Origin of the sequence: Streptomyces sp. NPDC056527 (assembly GCF_042794475.1) — a bacterium.
GTDB lineage: Bacteria > Actinomycetota > Actinomycetes > Streptomycetales > Streptomycetaceae > Streptomyces.
Map to the genome: position 1 here is coordinate 1 of NZ_JBHTTQ010000024.1, position 18126 is coordinate 18126.

16 protein-coding genes are annotated in these 18126 nt (G+C 72.1%); 6 read left to right on the forward strand and 10 right to left on the reverse strand.

Annotation, left to right across the window (positions count from 1 at the left end; genetic code table 11):
- Positions 1 to 5: 5 nt before the first annotated feature.
- Positions 6 to 2237: a SpoIIE family protein phosphatase gene (locus ACFQ7Q_RS14975; RefSeq protein ID WP_383554370.1), complete on the reverse strand. Its 2232-nt coding sequence runs from the start codon at positions 2235 to 2237 to the stop codon at positions 6 to 8.
- Between the two features lie 276 nt (positions 2238 to 2513).
- On the opposite strand from ACFQ7Q_RS14975, the gene ACFQ7Q_RS14980 reads away from it, so the two are divergent.
- Both ACFQ7Q_RS14980 and ACFQ7Q_RS14985 read left to right on the forward strand, forming a co-directional pair.
- Positions 2514 to 3731: a cation:proton antiporter gene (locus ACFQ7Q_RS14980; RefSeq protein ID WP_383554373.1), complete on the forward strand. Its 1218-nt coding sequence runs from the start codon at positions 2514 to 2516 to the stop codon at positions 3729 to 3731.
- 101 nt (positions 3732 to 3832) lie between these two features.
- Positions 3833 to 4054, forward strand: a complete 222-nt coding sequence (locus ACFQ7Q_RS14985) for a hypothetical protein (protein WP_383554376.1) — start codon at positions 3833 to 3835, stop codon at positions 4052 to 4054.
- 40 nt (positions 4055 to 4094) lie between these two features.
- Here ACFQ7Q_RS14985 and ACFQ7Q_RS14990 read toward each other — a convergent pair whose 3' ends face one another.
- Together ACFQ7Q_RS14990 and ACFQ7Q_RS14995 are read right to left on the reverse strand one after the other, a co-directional pair.
- Positions 4095 to 4931: an endonuclease I family protein gene (locus ACFQ7Q_RS14990; protein WP_383554379.1), complete on the reverse strand. Its 837-nt coding sequence runs from the start codon at positions 4929 to 4931 to the stop codon at positions 4095 to 4097.
- A gap of 278 nt (positions 4932 to 5209) precedes the next feature.
- Entirely contained in the window at positions 5210 to 5788 is a 579-nt protein-coding gene (locus ACFQ7Q_RS14995; protein ID WP_383554382.1) for a snapalysin family zinc-dependent metalloprotease, read from the reverse strand.
- A gap of 297 nt (positions 5789 to 6085) precedes the next feature.
- Here ACFQ7Q_RS14995 and ACFQ7Q_RS15000 point away from each other — a divergent pair, with 297 nt between their 5' ends.
- The 3 genes from ACFQ7Q_RS15000 (at position 6086) to ACFQ7Q_RS15010 (ending at position 9390) form a co-directional block, all read left to right on the forward strand.
- Positions 6086 to 7501 carry an amidase gene (locus ACFQ7Q_RS15000; RefSeq protein WP_383554385.1) on the forward strand — a complete coding sequence of 472 codons (1416 nt, stop codon included), beginning with the start codon at positions 6086 to 6088 and terminating at the stop codon, positions 7499 to 7501.
- Between the two features lie 46 nt (positions 7502 to 7547).
- The gene (locus ACFQ7Q_RS15005) at positions 7548 to 8804 is read left to right on the forward strand and encodes a glycosyltransferase (RefSeq protein ID WP_383554387.1); all 1257 of its coding nucleotides are present in this window, start codon (positions 7548 to 7550) and stop codon (positions 8802 to 8804) included.
- A 166-nt stretch (positions 8805 to 8970) separates the two neighbouring features.
- Entirely contained in the window at positions 8971 to 9390 is a 420-nt protein-coding gene (locus ACFQ7Q_RS15010) for a molybdopterin-binding protein (protein WP_383554390.1), read from the forward strand.
- 76 nt (positions 9391 to 9466) lie between these two features.
- On the opposite strand, the gene ACFQ7Q_RS15015 is transcribed toward ACFQ7Q_RS15010, so the two are convergent.
- The 7 genes from ACFQ7Q_RS15015 to ACFQ7Q_RS15045 all read right to left on the reverse strand — a co-directional run bounded on the left by ACFQ7Q_RS15015 (position 9467) and on the right by ACFQ7Q_RS15045 (position 17288).
- Entirely contained in the window at positions 9467 to 11410 is a 1944-nt protein-coding gene (locus tag ACFQ7Q_RS15015) for an ABC transporter permease (protein ID WP_383554393.1), read from the reverse strand.
- A gap of 76 nt (positions 11411 to 11486) precedes the next feature.
- Positions 11487 to 12296: a molybdate ABC transporter substrate-binding protein gene (gene modA, locus ACFQ7Q_RS15020; RefSeq protein ID WP_383554396.1), complete on the reverse strand. Its 810-nt coding sequence runs from the start codon at positions 12294 to 12296 to the stop codon at positions 11487 to 11489.
- A 92-nt stretch (positions 12297 to 12388) separates the two neighbouring features.
- Positions 12389 to 12781 (reverse strand): molybdopterin-binding protein, encoded by a 393-nt coding sequence (locus ACFQ7Q_RS15025; protein WP_383554398.1) that lies wholly within the window; start codon positions 12779 to 12781, stop codon positions 12389 to 12391.
- A 346-nt stretch (positions 12782 to 13127) separates the two neighbouring features.
- A complete protein-coding gene (locus ACFQ7Q_RS15030; RefSeq protein ID WP_383554401.1) occupies positions 13128 to 13262 on the reverse strand; it encodes a hypothetical protein in 135 nt (44 codons plus the stop codon).
- A 97-nt stretch (positions 13263 to 13359) separates the two neighbouring features.
- Entirely contained in the window at positions 13360 to 15603 is a 2244-nt protein-coding gene (locus ACFQ7Q_RS15035) for a SpoIIE family protein phosphatase (protein WP_383554404.1), read from the reverse strand.
- 45 nt (positions 15604 to 15648) lie between these two features.
- Positions 15649 to 15822 (reverse strand): hypothetical protein, encoded by a 174-nt coding sequence (locus ACFQ7Q_RS15040; RefSeq protein WP_383554408.1) that lies wholly within the window; start codon positions 15820 to 15822, stop codon positions 15649 to 15651.
- Positions 15823 to 16142: 320 nt separating this feature from the next.
- Positions 16143 to 17288 (reverse strand): zinc-binding dehydrogenase, encoded by a 1146-nt coding sequence (locus ACFQ7Q_RS15045; RefSeq protein WP_383554412.1) that lies wholly within the window; start codon positions 17286 to 17288, stop codon positions 16143 to 16145.
- Positions 17289 to 17491: 203 nt separating this feature from the next.
- Between ACFQ7Q_RS15045 and ACFQ7Q_RS15050 the strand changes: the two genes are divergently transcribed.
- A complete protein-coding gene (locus tag ACFQ7Q_RS15050; protein ID WP_383554414.1) occupies positions 17492 to 18115 on the forward strand; it encodes a helix-turn-helix domain-containing protein in 624 nt (207 codons plus the stop codon).
- The last annotated feature ends 11 nt before the right edge of the window (positions 18116 to 18126 follow it).

An 18126-nucleotide genomic window follows, 5' to 3' on the forward strand; every position in this document is an offset into this window, starting at 1 on the left:
GGCCGTCACACGAGGCTCGCGGCGCTTTCCTTCGCGGGAAGGGCCTGTTCCGCCCAGATGACCTTTCCCTCGCGGTTGTGCCGCGCGCCCCAGCGCTCCGTGAGCTGGGCGACCAGCAGCAGGCCGCGCCCGCCCTCGTCGAAGGTCCGGGCACGGCGCAGGTGCGGTGCGGTGCTGCTGGCGTCGGAGACCTCGCAGGTGAGCGTGGACTGGAGGATCAGCCGCAGCTGGATGGGGCCCTTGCCGTAACGGATCGCGTTCGTCACCAGTTCGCTGACGACGAGTTCCGTGACGAAGGACAGCTCCTCCAGCCCCCACCCGGTCAGCTTCTCGGACGCGAAGCCGCGGGCCTCCGCGACGGCCGCGGCGTCGGACGGGATGTCCAGCGTGGCCACCTGGCCGGGGTCGAGCGCCCTCGTTCGCGCCACCAGCAGGGCCACGTCGTCGGAAGGGTGGCTGGGCAGGAGCGCGGCCAGGACACGGTCGCAGATCTCGTCGGGCGACTCCGGCGACTCCGGAGACACCGCGGACTTCGCCGACGCCGACGCCGACGCCTCGGCGAGGATGTCGCACAGCAACGTGCGCGCGGTGTCCACGTCACGCGTACGGCTCGCGATGAGGCCGTCGGTGTACAGAGCCAGAAGACTGCCCTCCGGCAGTTCGAACTGGGTGGTCTCGAAGGGGAGTCCGCCCAGGCCGAGAGGCGGGCCGATCGGCATGTCCGGGAAGTCCACGGCGCGCGAGTCGACCGCGTCGGCGCCGGCGGCAGGGGGAGTCACCACGGCCGGCAGCACATGCCCGGCGCTGGCCAGGGAGCACAGCCGGGACACGGGGTCGTAGACCGCGTACAGGCAGGTGGCGCTGGTCTCGCCCGCCTCCTGCGCCTCCTCGCGCTGAAGGCGGATGACCACGTCGTCCAGATGCGTGAGCAGTTCGTCGGGCATCAGATCGATGTCGGCGAAGGCGCGGACGGCCGTGCGCAGGCGGCCCATGGTGGCGGCGGCGTGGAGGCCGCGGCCGACGACGTCGCCCACGACGAGGGCGACGCGGGCGCCGGACAGCGGAATGACGTCGTACCAGTCGCCGCCCACACCCGCGCGGGACCCGCTGGGCAGGTAGCGGGAGGCCGTCTCCACGGCCGACTGTTCCACCGCGCGCTGCGGCAGCAGGCTGCGCTGGAGGGTGAGGGCGGTCGAACGCTCGTGGGTGTACCGGCGGGCGTTGTCGATGTACACCGCCGCCCTGGAGGCGATCTCCTGCGCCAGGAGGAGATCGTCGTCGTCGAAGGGGGCCGCGGTGCGATGGCGGAAGAACTCGGCGAGGCCCAGGGTGTGCCCGCGCGCATGCAGGGGCACCAGCAGCGCCGAGTGGAATCCATGCACGCGCAGGGCGTGTCGCTCGTCCTCGGACGGCGCCAGCCACGCGGGGACGTCCGAGGCCGTGATGCGGTGCAGGAGGGACTGCCTGTCGGCCAGCGCGCGCGCCGGGTGAGATCCCTCCGGGTAGGTGTGTCTGGCACCTGTGGCGACCGCGGAGTCCGGGCAGCCTTCGAGGACCGACTGCTGGGCGATGCGGCACAGCACCGGCGCGTCCGGTGACGGATACGCGGTCTCGTCGCGAAGGACGGAGTCGAGGAGGTCCACGGTGACGAGGTCGGCGAAGTCCTCGGTACCGACGTCCGCCAGTTCCTGGCAGGTACGGGCGGTGTCGAGCGTCGTCCCGATCCGCGTGCTCGCCTCGTTGGTCAGCATGAGCCGCCGCTGGAGCAGCAGGTCGCGCTCCTTCTGATAGGCGGCGACGACCTGCTCGGAGCCGCGGTCGACGTACTCGAAACCCATCGACATCAGTCTCATCCAGGCGGCGTTGATCAGCTCCCAGTCGTCGGTGAGACGGGCGGCCGTCTCCTGCGCCAGCTGCAACAAGCCGACGTGGCCGAGCCGGTAGGCGCGCAGGAGCATGCTGACCGGCACCCCGCTCCGGGCGAACCCGCGAGCGACCTCCACGGCGGTGGGGGGAGTCTCGGAAAGGGTCACGTCGAGGCCGTTCTCCAGGACGTCCAGAAAGGCGGTGACGTGTGCGGCCGTCTCCTCCAGGGCCAGGGAGGCGAGCTCCTCGTACTCCCACAGCTCGGGAAGCTCGCCGCGCATACGCCGCAGCAGCATGTCGGCGGACTGGTGCGCCCGTGGCCTGAGCTCCTGAGCCAGACGACGAAGAAAGACATCGACATCTGTCGCCATACCGGAAACGTACCGAAGGACCGGGGCAAGCGCCCCTCAGGGAATCCTGACGGTTTCGCGGCGACCGTGTCGCGGACTCGAACACGATGCGAGATCGAATCCGGCTCGCGCGGCCCGAGGCGACGGCGACATGAACGAACTCCCGGCCGCATGGCCGGGCCGGACGCCGAAGCGGCCGCTCGGGGGTGTGACCGTCACGGCGTCGGCGTGCTCGCGCCGGCCGGGGGGACGTTCGCCGTACGCTGCGGCTGTCCGAAGGCCCCATCGAAAGCGCGGATGCCCTTGCTTGCCGTCACCATCATCGCGGGCATTCTGTTCACCTGGTGCGTCCTGTCGCACCGGCTCGCGCGATGGAGCATCACCGCGCCGATCGCCATGATGGTGGCGGGCATCGCCCTCACCAGCGGCTCGGACCCGCCGCTCGTCTTCGACTTCGGCGACATGGAGGGCTTCGAGCGGGCGGTGGAGGTCGTCCTCGCTCTCCTGCTCTTCGTCGACGCGACCGAGGTTCCCGCGGGAGTCATCCGCCGGGAGAGGAAGGTCGTCGCCCGGCTCCTGGGCGGCGCGCTGCCGCTCACCCTGGTCGCCGCCTTCCTGACAGCGCTCGCCTTCTTCCCCGACCAGCCCGGATGGGTGCTCGCGGCGCTGGCGACGGTCGTCGTCCCGCTCGACCTGGCGCCCACCGCGGCCGTGGTGCGGGACAAGCGCATCCCGGCACGCCTGCGGGAGATCCTCAACGTCGAAGGCGGCCTGAACGACGGAATCGTCTCCCCGGTGTTCCTGCTCTGCGTCGCCGCGGCCGCCGAGTCCCATACGGAGAGCGACGACTACGCCGAGGCCGTCCTCGACGCCGTCGTATCGGCGGGCTGGGCCATCGCGGCCGGCTCGCTCGTCGGCTACGTGGCCGGATGGCTGCTGCGCCGGTCCTGGGCCCGAGGCTGGACGCAGCCCGCCGCGACGAGGCTCGCGGTGCTGAGCGTGCCCATCGCCGCGTACACCCTCTCCTCGGCCCTGGACGGCAACGGCTTCGTCGCCTCCTTCGTCGCCGGGGTCTGCATCGCACCCGCGATGCGGCACCTGCCGAAGGACGCGGTGGAGATGACCGACGACCTGGTCACCCTGATGACGCTCGCCCTGTGGTTCCTCTTCGGCCAGATCGTCAACGACGAGTTCTGGGACGGCTTCCACCTCTCCGTCATCGTCTACGCCGTCCTCGCCGTCACTCTGGTCCGCATGGTGCCGGTGATGCTCGCGCTGATCGGTACGGATCTGTCCCCGACCGACCGGCTCTTCCTCGGGTGGATGGGGCCCAGAGGCGTGACCTCGGTGGTCTTCGGCCTCCTCGCGGCGATCCAGCTGCCCGCCGCCGGAGGCGGTGACTTCATCTCCCGGGTGATGGTGGTCACCGTCATGGTCAGCATCGTGCTGCACGGCCTGAGCGCCGAGCCCATCGGCCGCCTCTACGCGCGCCGGCGCGGCTCGTCCCCGACGTGACGACCTCGCGCGCCTCGGGAACCTACGGCCGTCGTGGAGCGTCACACAGGACGAGGGCGATCATCGCCGACGCATGCACCACTCACGGAAGAGAGCCGCCCATGCAGTCGAGTGAAGCCACCACCTTCGAGACCAGCCTCCCCGACGGCCGGCGCATGACGCTGTCCCTGCCTCCGCTCGACGCTCCTTGGGCCACCGGGGGCGTCGACGGCCTGCGCCCCGTCCGGGCCATGTACGAGGGGCGGGGCGACGAGCCGCACGACCTCCCTCCCGTCCCGGACCTGCGCGCGCTGAACCTCGCCGTCCTCGGCATGGGAGCCTGAGCCCGCTCGCGGACACGGCCCCCATGCGGGGGAGCAGCCGCTACTTCCAGATCTCGGCCACCCATTCGGGGTGGTCGACGAACGGGTTCCGGTTCTTCTGGATGCCGAAGATCTTGTCGTTGCGGGACTTCTCGAACGCGTCCGGCGGGTCCTCGTCGTTCCACTGCCTGAGGACCGAGAGGCGGCCCATCGCCGGCGCGGAGCCGTTGTCGACCTGGTCGTTGGGTTCGAGGTCGGGGAAGCCGTCGCCGCCGTCGTAACGGACGGCCATGTAGAGGATCATGCGGGCGACATCGCCCTTGACCTCGTCCCGGGGCTCGAAGGAATCACCGTCGGAGAGGCTGCCGGGGGCCTCGTCGACCGGGTCGCCCCCGTTGTCGAAGTCGAGGTTCCCCCTGGTCGAGTTGACGGTGACGTCCTCGGGGCGCAGGTGGTGGATGTCGGTGCCCGGGCCCGTGGAGGTACCGAAGTCGCCGTGCGACTTGGCCCAGACGTGCTCGCGGTTCCAGTCGTTCGCGTCGCCGCCGTTGGTGTCCTTGGCCTGTGAGCGCCCGGAGTAGAGCAGGACGACGTTGTCCGGGTTCCGCGGGTCCTCGTCGGTGGTCTTCAACGCGTCCCAGACCTCGTCGTACGAGAGCCTGGTCTGCTCGCTGACGATCGTGTGGAGGGCGCTCTTCAGCTCGGCGCCGGTCTTGCCGAGGGCTCCTTCGTAGTACGTGTCGTCCAGCGGCGCGGTGGCCGGAGCGGACGTGCCGGCGGCGGCCGGTGAGGGTTGGGCGCCGGAGGCGTAGGCCGCGGTGGAGACGGCGACCGCGGCTATCGCGGCGATGCTCAGGACGGGACGCCGCCAAGGGCGCTGCCTGTGGTGAGCGGACATGTGTGGGGGGTGTCCTCTCGCTCGGCGGGCACGGCGCCTCGTTCCGGCGATCGGCAGGCCCGGACGTGGTGCCCGACAGACGGATCACGGTGGGTGGTTCAGGCGAGAGCTTGGCATGTCCCGACCATCAGCAAGTGGACACCGCGCACCCGTCCTGTGATGACATTGTGGAGAGCGTCGGCTTCGCGCGGAGTGTCCGGTGTCGCGCCGAGAGCGGGGCGAGTGCGGAGTGCCCGGCCGGTGAACCCGGTCGGGCACCCCGCCGTTCGGGCTCCCGGCTACGGGGCGTCAACCAGGATCCGGCCGTCGGTGCGGACGAGGGAGGCGGCGCCGCTGGCGTACGCGGACTCCACGCGGGACCGCTCGGTGGCGTTCGGGACCGCGTTCACGCAGCTCGTGCCGGCGCTCGAACCCGACATCAGCTGCGAGCACGGGCCGGGCTTGGTGTCGGGCAGGCCCAGGCTGTGGCCGAGTTCATGCGCGGCTATGCGGGTCTTGTCGTACCCCTGGGCCACCGCCTGGCTCCCGAGCTCGACACGGACCTGCCGGCCCGGGCGGACGGGACCGAGCGTGGCCTGCGGCCATCCGGTGGTGGCCACGATGACGATCTCGGCGCGCGTGCCCGGCGCGGCCTCGACGAGCTTCACATTGGCCACGCTCGCGTTCCACGAGGCGACTCCGGCGGTGATCGCCGCCTCCCAGCCGCCGGCCCGGCTGTCGTCGTAACGAAGTGTCACCACCGCCGCGGCGCTCGCCGTGGACGGTGTCGGGACGGGCGCGGCGGTCGCCGCCGTCGCCGTGGCCAGGATGACCGCCGCGGCGGTGGTTCCCGCCTTCAGCCAAGTGCGTAACGGCATTGCTGCTCCTTCACTCGTGGGGGCTCGGAACCGTCGCGGAACCGAGAGTGCGGGAAGAGCGGCCCTGGTGACCTGTCGACCGGGGTGGTCGGTCGCCGATCCTCCCGGGGCCCTCCGAAGGTATGCCCTCACACCCTCATTCGTCATGCACCTGTCATTACTGATTGTCCGTCAAGTCATGTGCGGTACCCAGGGGTTCGATAGTCGTGGCGTGGCGAGTCGTGAACCCCTCGCGTGTTACTTGGCGGTAAGGAATGATGGTGGACGACCATTCACACGGCCGGGGCTGAGGTAGCGGTGACGACTTTCGACGAACGAACGACGGTGCATGCCTTCCGGGACGACGCCCTGGGGGAGCACGACGCCGTCGGCCTCGCCTCGGCGATCAGACGGGGCGAGGTCGGCGCCGGCGAGGTCGCGCGGGACGCGGCGGAGCGGGTGCGGGCGGTCGAGGCGCGGCTCAACGCGGTCCAGGTGCACGTCGACCCCCCGGTGCCCACGGCAGGCGCAGGCGGTGTCTTCGCCGGGGTGCCGACCTTCGTCAAGGACAACACCGACCACCAGGGACTGCCCACCGGTCACGGCAGCGCGGCCTTCGTCCCGCGGGCCGCCCGGCGGCATGCGCCGTTCACCCGGCAGTTCCTGAGCAGCGGGGTCACGGTGCTGGGCAAGACCCGGCTGCCCGAGTTCGGGTTCAGCCCGACCACGGAGTACGAGGGCGCCGAGCCCGTCCGCAACCCGTGGAACACGGGCTACTCGGCGGGCGGTTCGTCCGGCGGCAGCGCCGCGCTCGTCGCCGCCGGGGCCGTACCGATCGCGCATGCCAACGACGGCGGCGGCTCGATCCGGATCCCCGCGGCCTGCTGCGGACTCGTCGGACTCAAGCCGACCCGCGGCCGGGTCGTGGCGAATGCCCAGAGCCGTCAACTGCCGCTGGACCTCGTCTCCGACGGCGTCGTGAGCCGCTCCGTGCGGGACACCGCCGCGTTCCTCGCCGCCGCGGAGAGCCACTGGCGCAACCCGAAGCTGCCTCCCCTGGGCCTGGTCGAGGGCCCCTCGGAGCGGCGTCTGCGGATCGGGTTCCTGATCGACTCGCCGAACGGTGTCCAGGCCGACACCGCCACGCGGACGGCCGTCACGGAGACCGTGGCCACCCTCGAACGACTCGGCCACACCGTGGAGCCGGTGGAGCTGGCCCTCGACCCCAGCTTCACCGAAGACTTCCTCGCCTACTGGGGGATGCTGTCGTTCCTCCTCGGCATCACCGGCCGGACCCTCGGCACGGACTTCGACCGGCGCCGCATGGACGGCCTCAGCCAGGGCCTGCGCGAGTCCTACCTCGAACGCTGGCAGAGCACCCCGGGCGTGCTGCGGAGGCTGAAGCGGACAGTGCGGGCGTACGCGGGGGCGTTCCGCGGTCTCGACCTCGTCCTCTCTCCCGTGCTGGCCCACACCACACCGGCCATCGGCCACCTCAGCCCCACCGTTCCGTACGCCACGCTGATCGAACGGATCCTCGCGTACGTCGCCTTCACGCCGGTCAACAACGTCGTCGGTACGCCGTCGATCTCGCTGCCCGCCGCGAGCGCCACGGAGGAGGGCCTGCCCATCGGCGTCATGTTCTCCGGCCGCCCCGGTGGTGAACGGACGCTGCTGGAGATCGCGTTCGCACTGGAGGCGGAGCAGCCCTTCCGGCGTATTCAGGACGTGTGACGGCACGTCCCCGACAACGCCCCGGCGGGTCTGGCAAGCTGCCCCGGTGCGCGTGTTGATCGTGACGGCGGGAAGCTGGGGCGACGTCGCCCCTTACACGGGCCTGGGCGTGCGGCTGCGCTCGGCGGGCCACGACGTGGTGCTCGCGACCCATGAGCGCTTCGAGCAGGCGGCGACCGCCCACGGGCTCGGCTTCCGGCCGCTGCCGGTCGATCCCCGGGAGGAGTTGGCGTCGGCGAGCGGTCAGGGGCTGGCCAGAGCGGTGAGCGCCCCGGTGGAGATGGCGCGGATCGTACGCATGGCGGCGGCGTTCATGCCCCGGCTGAGCGCCGGGGTCGCGGACGCCGTACGCCAGGGGGCCGACGTCCTGCTGAGCTCCACCGTCACGGAACCCATGTGCTCGGTGCTCGGCGAGGCGCTGCGCCTGCCGAGCATCGGTCTCCACCTCCAGCCGCTCCAGGCCACCGCGGAGTTTCCGCCGATGATGACGGGGCGCCGGTCGTTCGGACCGTACGGCAACCGGCTGGCCACGCATGCGCTGTGGGCCGCGACCGACCGGATCTTCGCCCCCGCCGTCGGCGGTCTCCGGCGTGAACTCGGCCTGCCGCCACGGCGGTGGGGCGGCCCGCTGGCCCTGCCCCGCGACCGGACGGTCCTGCACGGCTTCAGCCCCCGGATCGTCCCGCGTCCCGCCGACTGGCCGGACGGCCACCGGGTCTGCGGCTACTGGTGGCCCGGGACCGCGCCCGGGTGGCGGCCCGACCCGCGGCTGGTGGACTTCCTCGACGCCGGCCCGCCGCCGGTCTTCGTCGGCTTCGGCAGCTGCGTCACCGCCGAGGCCGAGCGGCTGAGCGCCCTCCTCGCCGAGGCCCTGCGCCGGGCGAAGGTACGCGGGATCGTCCAGGCCGGCTGGAGCGGCCTGTACGCGGAAGGCGACGACCTGCTCACGGTCCAGGAGGTCCCGCACGCCTGGCTGTTCCCGAGAACCGCCGCCGTCGTCCATCACGCCGGCGCCGGTACGACCGCGGCCGGTCTGCGCGCCGGAGTCCCCGCCGTCCCGGTCCCGGTCCAGCTCGACCAGCACTTCTGGGCCGCCCGCCTCACCCGCCTCGGCGTCGCCCCGCCACCGCTGCGCTTCCAGCGCCTGACGGCGGAGCGCCTCGCGGCCGCGATCACCACCGCGACCCGCGACCCCGCCCTGCGCATGCGCTCCCGCCTCCTCGCCGGACAACTGGCCGAGGAGGACGGAGCGCAGCCCGTGCTGGACACCCTGGAGCGCCTGGCCGGGCGGGCCGGCGCGTAGGCGCGGGCACGAGCCCGCAGTCGGATACGCGAGGACGGTGCGTCCATTCGACTGGCGGGTGCGACGCGTGTTGCCCCACGCGTTTTCAGGTCCGCTAGCGTCGGTCGTGACGCAGCTCACAGAAGTGACGGCTGTTCCGCTTTCCGGCTTTGCGAGGCGTGTTTCCATGACCCTGTCCATTCGTAACCAGCTCCCCGGCACCGTCACGGCCGTCACCGCCGGTGAGGCCATGGCGTCGGTGAAGGTGCGCCTGGCGGGCGGCCAGGACATCACCGCCGCCATCACCGCCGACGCCGTCAAGGAGCTGGGACTGGCCGCGGGCTCCGCGGTCAAGGCGCTGGTGAAGTCGACCGAGGTCGCCCTCGCGACCGGACCCGTCGACGGCATCTCCATCCGGAACCAGCTCGCGGGCACCGTCACCGATGTGTCGACCGGCGGCGCCATGGGCTCGGTGAGGGTCACCGTCGAAGGCGGCGACCTGACCGCCGCGATCACCAAGGACGCCGTCGAGGACCTCGGCCTGAGTGCGGGCACCTCGGTCGTCGCGTTGATCAAGGCGACCGAGATCTCCCTCGCCTCCGCCTGACCACCCTCCGCGGCTCAGCCGAGGGCCGGACGCGTGTCGCGGCCGGCCACTCCGTGTGGACGGCGGCGGGGGCGTGTCAGAGAGTCACGACCGTCGCCTCGGTGGCCTTGACGCTGGTCCAGACGGACACCCCGTCGGCGAGCCCGAGTTCGGCGGCGGCCTGCGGGGTGATCTCGGCGATGAGATCGGGTGCCTGGTCCGACGTCACCAGCACCCGCAGTCTGCTGCCGCTGCCGGTGATCTCGCGCACGGTGCCGGGCCAGACGTTACGGGGGCTGCCACCGGGCTTCTCGCGGTGGACGGCCACGGCCTCGGGCGGGATGACCGCGAGGGCCTCGGTGCCGGGCGGGAGGGGGTCGGCGGTGATGAGCAGGCCGCCGTCGCGCAGGGTGAGGCCGTCGGTGGTGGCGGTGCCGGGCCAGGCGTTGCGGCCGAGCATGCGTGCGACCCACGGGGAGTGCGGATGGCGGGTGACCTCGGCGGGGGAGGCGTCCTGCAGGGCGCGGCCCTCGTCCAGGACGAGGACGCGGTCGGCGAGCGAGACCGCCTCGACGGGGTCGTGGGTGACGATCAGACAGACGCCGCCGAACCCGGCGAGGTGGGTGCGCAGGGTGTGCCGTACGTGGGCGCGTGTGGTCTGGTCGAGCGCGGCGAGCGGTTCGTCGAGGACGAGGAGGCGGGGCCGCGCGGCCAGGGCCCTGGCCAGGGCGACCCGTTGGGCCTGGCCGCCCGACAGCTGGGTTGGCCGCCGGTGGGCGAGGTGGCCGACGCCCAGTCGGTCGAGCCACCGCTGGGCCTCACGGCGGGCCTCGGCGCGGGAGACGCCCTGGGCACGTCGCCCGTACGCGGTGTTGGCCAAGGCCGTCATATGGGGGAAGAGCGCACCGTCCTGAGGGACCCAGGCGACCCGACGGCGGTGCGGGGGCATGTCGGTGACGTCGATGCCGCCGAGCCGCAGCGTGGCGTGGGCCCGGGGGGTCAGCCCGAGGAGGGCGCGGAGCAGCGTGGTCTTTCCGGCGCCGTTGGGGCCGACGACGGCGATGGTGGTGCCGGGCTCGGCGTCCAGCGTGAGCCGGGTGAACCCGGTGACCTCGGAGTGCAGGGACCAGCGTTCCCCGCCGTCCTCCTCCGCGGTGACCACGCGGGGGACGTCCTCCGGGGCAGCGGCGGGTTCCTCGGCCCGGGCATCGGGCACCCGGAGGGTGCGGCGGTCCGACGGTGTCCCCGTCCAGCGGCCGCGCAGGGCGATGAGGACGGCCATGGCGATGGCGAGCAGGAGCAGGGAGACCGAGGTGGCCGCCTCCGGCTCGTCCTGAAGGAGCAGGTACACCTGGAGCGGCAGGGTCTGGGTGGTGCCGGGGAGATTGCCGGCGAAGGTGATCGTGGCGCCGAACTCGCCGAGCGCCCGCGCCCAGGTGAGTGCCGCACCGGCGATCAGACCGGGCGCGACCATGGGCAGCGTGACGGTGAAGAAGACCCGGACCGGTGAGGCGCCGAGAGACGCCGCCGTCTCCTCGTAGCGCGGGCGGAGTCCGCCCAGCGCGCCTTCCAGGCTGATGACGAGGAAGGGCATGGCGACGAAGGTCGCGGCGAGGACGGCACCCGAGGTGTGGAACGGGAGGGTGATGCCGAAGGTGTCCTCCAGCCACGGGCCGAGGAGCCCGCGACGGCCGAAGGCGAGCAGCAGGGCGACACCGCCGACCGTCGGCGGCAGCACCATCGGAAGGAGGACGAGCGACCGGACGAACGCCTTGCCGGGGAAGGACACGCGGGCCAGCAGCCATGCCAGCGGGACGCCGAGGAGCAGCGAGAGCCCCAGCGCCCAGAACGACACCACCATCGAGAGGCTCAGGGCCTCCACCGTCCCCGGGGCGGTGAGGTGGTCGACGAGCTCGCCCCACTCCGTCCGTACGAGGATGCCGACCAGAGGGAGCGTCAGGAACGCCACGGCCAGGAACGCGGGCACGGCCAGCGTCAGGGGCGGGCGGGCTCCGGAGGTAGGGGCGCCTGATCGTTTCATCGAATGTCCTGGAGACGGAGGAAGAAAGGGGCTGCCCGTCCCCCCGATACGGGCAGCCCCTCGTGTGCGGAGGAGGTTACGGCTTCTGGAAGCCGGCGTCCTGAAGGATCTTCTGCGCCTCCGGCGAGCTCAGCCAGGCGACGAACGCGGCCGCGGCCTCGGCGTTCTTGGAGCCCTTGAGGGTGGCGGCGGGGTACTTGGCGATGGCGTTCTGGCCGTCGGGGATCTCGACGGCGTCGACCTTGTCCTCGGCGCTCTCGGCGTCGGTCTTGTAGACGAGACCGGCATCCGCCTCGCCGAGCTCGACCTTGCTGAGCACGGCGCGCACGTTGGGCTCCTGGGAGACCGGCTTCACCGTGATCTTCTGGGCGTCGAGGACCTGCTTGCTGTACTTGCCGGCCGGGACCTCGGGCGCCGCGAGGACGACCTTGAGCTTGGTGTCCGCGAGGTCCTTGAGGTCGTCGACCTTGTGGGGGTTGCCTTCTCCGGTGGCGATGACGAGCCGGTTCTTCGCGATGACCGTCGGCGTGCCGGTGTCGGCCTTCACCTTGTCCATGCTCTTGGTGTCGGCGGTGACCAGGGCGTCGGCGGGGGAGCCCTGCGAGACCTGCGCCACGAGCTCCTGCGAGCCGGCGAAGGAGAAAGTGATCTTCGTGCCGGGGTGCGCCTTCTCGTATGCGGCGCCCGCGGTCTTGAACACGTCCGTGAGGGAGGCCGCGGCGAGCACCGTCAGATCGGCCTTCGGCGCGGCGCCCGCGGAACCGGAGGCCGTGGACCCGCCCGCGTCCTTCTTGGTGTCGTCGTTGCCGCAGGCGGCGAGGGGGACGAGAAGGGCGGCGGTGAGGGCGGCAGCGGCGGCACGGCGTCTGGTGAAGGTGAGGGACATGAGGGTCTGAACTCCTTGAGGACGAAGGGGAAGGTGCGGGTGGAAGGGCCGGCCGCGCCGACGGCCGCGGACACCCGGTACTGCGAGAGGGATCAGGTGCGGTCGATGTGCACGCTGGTCGACTTCACGCGGGCGGTGGCCTGCATGCCGACTTCCAGCCCCAGCTCCTCCACGGCCTCCCGGGTGAGGAGGGAGACGAGGCGGTGCGGTCCGGCCTGGATCTCGACCTGGGCCGCGATGTCGCCGAGCTTGATGGCGGTGACGATGCCCGGGAACGCGTTGCGCGCCGAGGTGTAGGACGCGTCGTCGTCGCCGTCGCCGTGGGCGATCGCCACGGAGAACGAGGCCAGCGACTTGCCGTCGATCAGACGCCGTCCGCTCTCGTCGCGATGGGTCGCGACACGGCCCGCGTCCGCCCAGCGCCGCGCCGTGTCGGGGCTGACGCCCAGCAGCCGCGCTGCCTGGCCGATGGTGTAGGACTGCATGTGCGACACGGTAGGGCGATGGGGCTCGCATCTGCAACAAAGCCGTACGACTCTCCATCGCGAATGAGAGAGGCGTTGGAGGAAGGGACGAAGGAAGGCGCCCGTGGTCTCACCTGCCGGACGGGACGGGTGCGACGTCGAGCGGGCGGCGACCGCGCGGCCCGGCCTCCGCGGTCCGTTCCCGGCCGCCGTTCCCCTGGTGATCGGCGTGGCGGGCACGGCAGCGGCCGACCCCTCCGCCCCTTCCCCCGCGGCCGGCGATGCCGAGCTCACCGCGTCGGCATCCCCGCCTCCTACGGCACGCCCGGCATCGTGCGCGTGCGACGTGTGCGTGCCCGGAGGCTGGTCACTCGGTCGGGAGGCCGTTGGCCGGCCAGTCCTCGACGGCGGCGACGTGCGCCATGCCGGCGGCGGCCGCCAGTTGGGCGTCGCCGGCGGACAACGGCGCGGACGGGTCCGCGCTCGCCCGAACCCAGGGCACCGGGTGTGACGGCCGGGGCGGTGACGGTCGTACGACCGCGCCCCCGCCCCGGCGGCGTCATCGACGGCTCATGCACCCCGGCGGCGTCATCGACGGCTCAGCCACCGACGTCTCCCGTCTCGTCCGGCGACGGGGACGCCGTCATTTCGACGGACGGTTCGTGGAGTTCGGCCCAGACCGTCTTGTGTTCCTCCCCGTAACGCACGCCCCAGCTCTCCGCGAGCGTCGCGCAGATGTGGAGTCCGCGGCCGCCCTCGTCCACCGCCCTGGCGTGGCGCAGGTGTGGTGCCGTGAGTGCGCTGTCGTCGACTTCGCAGGTCAGTGTCGAGTCTCCCCGGACGAGGCGCAGGGTGATCGGGGCGGCCCCGTAGCGGACGGCGTTGGTGACCAGTTCGCTCACGACGAGTGAGGCGGCGAACGGGTCGATCGCCAGCCCCCATGCGCGTAGGCATGCCTCCGCCCGCTTTCTGGCGTCGCTGACCGCCTGGGACTCCGTCGCCACATCGCACTCCCATACGTCCCGTGCGGGCAGCCGCCGTGTGCGGGCGACGAGCAGGACGCGGTCGGGCGCGAGCAGCCCCTCCACGTCGTCCGCCATGTCCTCCGGGCTGCGGGCCGGGTGGCCGAGGGCGGCGGCCAGCCGATCGACGGTGGGCCCCTCCTGCTCCGACAGCGAGGGAGAGGCGAGGCAGATGGTGCTCCCCTCCGGCAGGACATGGCCGGCGCTGGCGAACGGGGGGCCTTCCTCCCCGAGAAGAGGTCCCTCGTCCACGGGGCTGGTGTCGACAGTGCCGTCCGGACGGACGATCGCGAAGAGTGAGCGGCCTGCCCGGGCGATGTCGAATCGTCCGCTGACGGGGTCGTGGACCGCGAACGTGCAGTGGACCGTCGGCTCGTGAAGCCTCTCCACGTCGCCCTGCTCCCGGGCGAGTCGCAGAACCGTGGATTGCAAGCGCGCGAGCAGTTCGTGCGGGTCGAGATCCAGGGTGGTGAGGCTGTGCACGGCGGTCCGCACTCGGCTCATCGTGGCGACGGTACTCAGCCCCGGGTGCTCGACCTGCCCCACCACCAGGGCCACGCGCGCGCCCGGGAGCGGCAGCGTGTCGAACCAGGATCCGCCCCCGCTGCCGGCCGCGCGGTGCCGTTGGGCGATCTCGGCGGCCCGCTGCGTCTGCCGCTCCGGCCTGAGGGGCCAGCTCTGCAGAGCCGTCATGACGATGTGTTCGCGGGTGAAGCGCAGAGCGTTCTCCAGATGGACGGCGGTGCGCGTGGTGATGCCCTTCGCCAGGTCCACGTCACCGGCGGTGAAGGGGCTGCCGCCGGGCCGCCGCTCGAAGGCGACCATTCCGAAGATCTGGCCTCGCGCCGACAGCGGCGCGACCAGTCGCGGGGTGGCGACACTGTCCGCAGGGCCGGGGCGCTTCGGCGCGGAGGGCGCCAGGATGACGGGGGAGGTGGGGAACTGTGCGCCGAACAGTCCGGGCAGCAGGATCGAACCCGCCGGTGGGACAGGGCAGTCGTGGTGGGAGCTGCCCGCCGCGGTGCAGCGCAGCAGGATCTCACCGCCACGGGACAGCAGTTCGGGCGCCTTGCCCTGCAGAACCCCGTCGGTGAGCGCCACCACCGCGCTGTCGGCGAAGTCCGGTACGGCGACGTCGACCAGTTCGCCGGCCGTGCGCTCCACGTCGAGACTGGTCCCGATCCGTTCCCGGGCCTTGTGCAGGAGGCGTAGTCGGGCCTGTGCGCGCTCCCGGTCCGTCACGTCGACCGTGGTCGCCACCAGCCCCAGAGCCCGTTCCGCCTGGTCGCTGAGGCGGTGGACAGACATCGAGACGATGTGCTCGCGTTCGGGGTCCGCGAACGGCCTGCTGCTCAGGAGGATGTCGCGGACCGGTCTCCCCGTGACGAGCACCTCGTGCAGCAGGGACTCGTCGAGGTGGATCCCCAACGGCGCGTACGCCTCGACCGCCGGCAGGCCGATGACTCTCTCCTGGGGGACACCGCGCATGCCGATGGCCACCGGGTTGATCCGCAGGACCCGCAGCTGCGGGTCCAGGATGTGCAGGCCGATGTCCGCCTGGGTGAAAACGGCGTCCAGGATCGCCTCGCTCAGGCCCGGCATTCCTTCGTCCTCGGCCCGGACCGCCCAGCCGCGTTCGGGGCTCCGTTCCGTGAGCGGCGTGATCGTCCACGGCCGCCCGGAGCCCTCGGAGCCGAGGAGGTCGAACACGCCCTGCCCCAGGACCTCCGCCGCCGGGCGGCGGAAGCGGTGCTCCGCTTCTTTGCTCCACTCCACGACCTGGCCGTGGACGTCCAGCGTGAAGAGGGGGTCATCAGGCACTGAAATCGTCACCCGCCCATGTCGCAGCCGAAGTGCCGGCCCTGCCTACGCCTGCTCGCGGGCGAGCATGGCCTCGGCGGTGACGGCGTCGCCACCGTCCTTGCCCACGCCGGAGTGACGGAGGCCGTTCGCGGCGATCCGGTCGACGTTCGGCGTCTCGATCTGCCCGCCGTAGCAGCTCATCGCTCCGAACCCGACGTCCTCCAGGGCGGTGTACACGACGTCGGGGGACCCCTCCGGCGCCTTCGGCTGCCGGTAGAGGGCCCGCTCGGGCAGCGAGTCGCGTCGAGGTCGATCACACCACGGAACGTGTCGGACATGACTCAGCCCCTTGCGAGTGGATGCCGCTCCCTGCCCCTTCGTGGCCGCGTCACGGCACGGGCGCTTGCCTGCAGTCTGTCGGCGGGGTCGGACGAGCGCCTGCCCCGTCGTACGAACGGGTGACGCCCGTCCGCAGTCGTCCACGTCCTGCTTCGTGTTCGTTCCCGTCGGCCTGGTCGGCCGACGTCGTCGCGAGGGCCGTAGCGGTGACACAGGGGTCAAGCGGGCTGTCCGGCGGTGGTGGTGAGCAGGGTGCGCAGGGCGCGGCCGGCGGCGAGGTCGTCGAGTGCGGCCTGGACCTCGTCGAGTGGGCGGCGCGCCGAGATCATGGAGTCCAGGTCGAGGAGACCGTCCATGTAGAGGTCGACCAGGCGGGGGATGTCCCGTTGGGGGTCCACGGATCCGTAGTTGGAGCCGAGGACGCGCTGGTTGGCCTCCGCCAGGGCCAGGGGGTCGAACCGGGCAGTGGAGCCGGTCGGCGGCAGGCCGACGATGACGGCGGCCCCGCCCTGGCCGAGCGCGGCGATGGCCTGCTCGGTGGTGGCGATCTTGCCGATGGCGTCGAAGACGTAGTCAAGGCCTTCGGGCACGGCGGCCTTCAGCGCGTGGACGGCATCCACCTGTGAGGAGTCGACGGTGTCGGTGGCGCCCAGATGGCGTGCGGCATCCAGCTTCGCGGTGTCGATGTCGACGGCGACGATGCGGGAGGCGCCTGCCAGGCGGGCGCCCTGGACGCAGGACAGGCCCACTCCACCGCAGCCGATCACGGCGACGGTGGCGCCCTCCTCGACCGCGGCGGTGTTACGGACGGCGCCGACGCCGGTGGCGACCGCGCAGCCGACCAGGGCGACGACGTCCAGTGGCGCGTCCGGCCGGATCCGTACGGCGCCGGAAGCCGGGACCACGACCCGCTCGGCGAAGGACGAGACGCCCAGGTAGTGGTGGACGGTCCCGCCGTCGCGGCTCCAGCGGCTGGTGCCGTCGAACAGGACGCCGTCGGAGGCGATGACGGAGGCGACGGGTTCGCACTGCCACGGGCGGCCGAGGCGGCACTGGCGGCATGCTCCGCAGCTGGGGACCCACGAGAGCACGACGTGGTCGCCGATCTCCAGGCCGGTCACGCCCTCGCCCAGGGCGGTGACGACGCCGGAGCCCTCGTGGCCGAGTACGACGGGCGCCGGAACCTCCCATTCGCCCTTGAGGACGTGCAGGTCGGAGTGGCAGACACCGGCGGCGGTGACGGCCACTTCGACCTCTCCGGGGCCAGGGGCGGCCAGTTGGACGTCAGTGATCTCGATGGGTGCTCCCGGGCGGGTGAAGACCGCGGCGCGGACGGTGCGTCCGGAGCTGAGGGGCGTGCTCATGGCGTACTCCAAGGATTCGGCCGTTGCGAGGACGGCGGGGAGCGGGGGACGGGGGGCCAGGCCGGAGCCGGCGGTGGTTTAGCACCACTAAACTTCCTAGATTGGTTTTACACCGCTAAACTCGCTCGTGGGAAGACCCCACCGGCGCACCCACCGCCCCATCGCGCCCGGCACCGGCCGTCAGCAGGAAGCGAGGCAGCGTCATGCCCTCCACCCCGCAGCCCCAGGAACCCGACCAGGACGGCGCGGACCCGCGCATGTCCCGGCTCGGACCCAAGCTGCGCGCCTTCCGGCAGCAACGGGGCCTCACGCTGCAGGCGGTGGCGGGCTCCGCCGAGGTCACCAAAGGCTTCCTCAGCCTCGTGGAGCGCGGCCGCACCACCATTTCGGTGCCCACCCTGCTGCGCGTCTGTGAAGCCCTCGACATCTCGGTCGGCTCGCTGTTCGACTACCCGGAAGAGGCCGTGGTCCGCAGCGGCGTGGGGGCTCCGCTGGAGATGGGCGGCGAGAGGATCCGCGAGTACCTCCTCACGCCCGCGACCGAGCGGCACGTCCAGGTGATGCGCACCGTCCTCGAACCGGGCGGCGGTTCGGGTGGCGCCTACACCCTGGACTCGGAGACCGTCTTCGTGGTCGTCGTCCGCGGCAGCCTGCACCTGGCCGTCGACGGCCAGGAGATCGTGCTGGAGGCCGGGGACTCCCACACCTTCTCCGCCCGCTCGGCGCATGCCTGGGACAACCCGGCCGCGGAGGAGGCCGAGGTGCTGTGGTCCATTGCCCCGCCCATTCCTCGGGAAACGTCCCAGCGCGTCCACGACGGCTCCTGAGACCAGGGGCA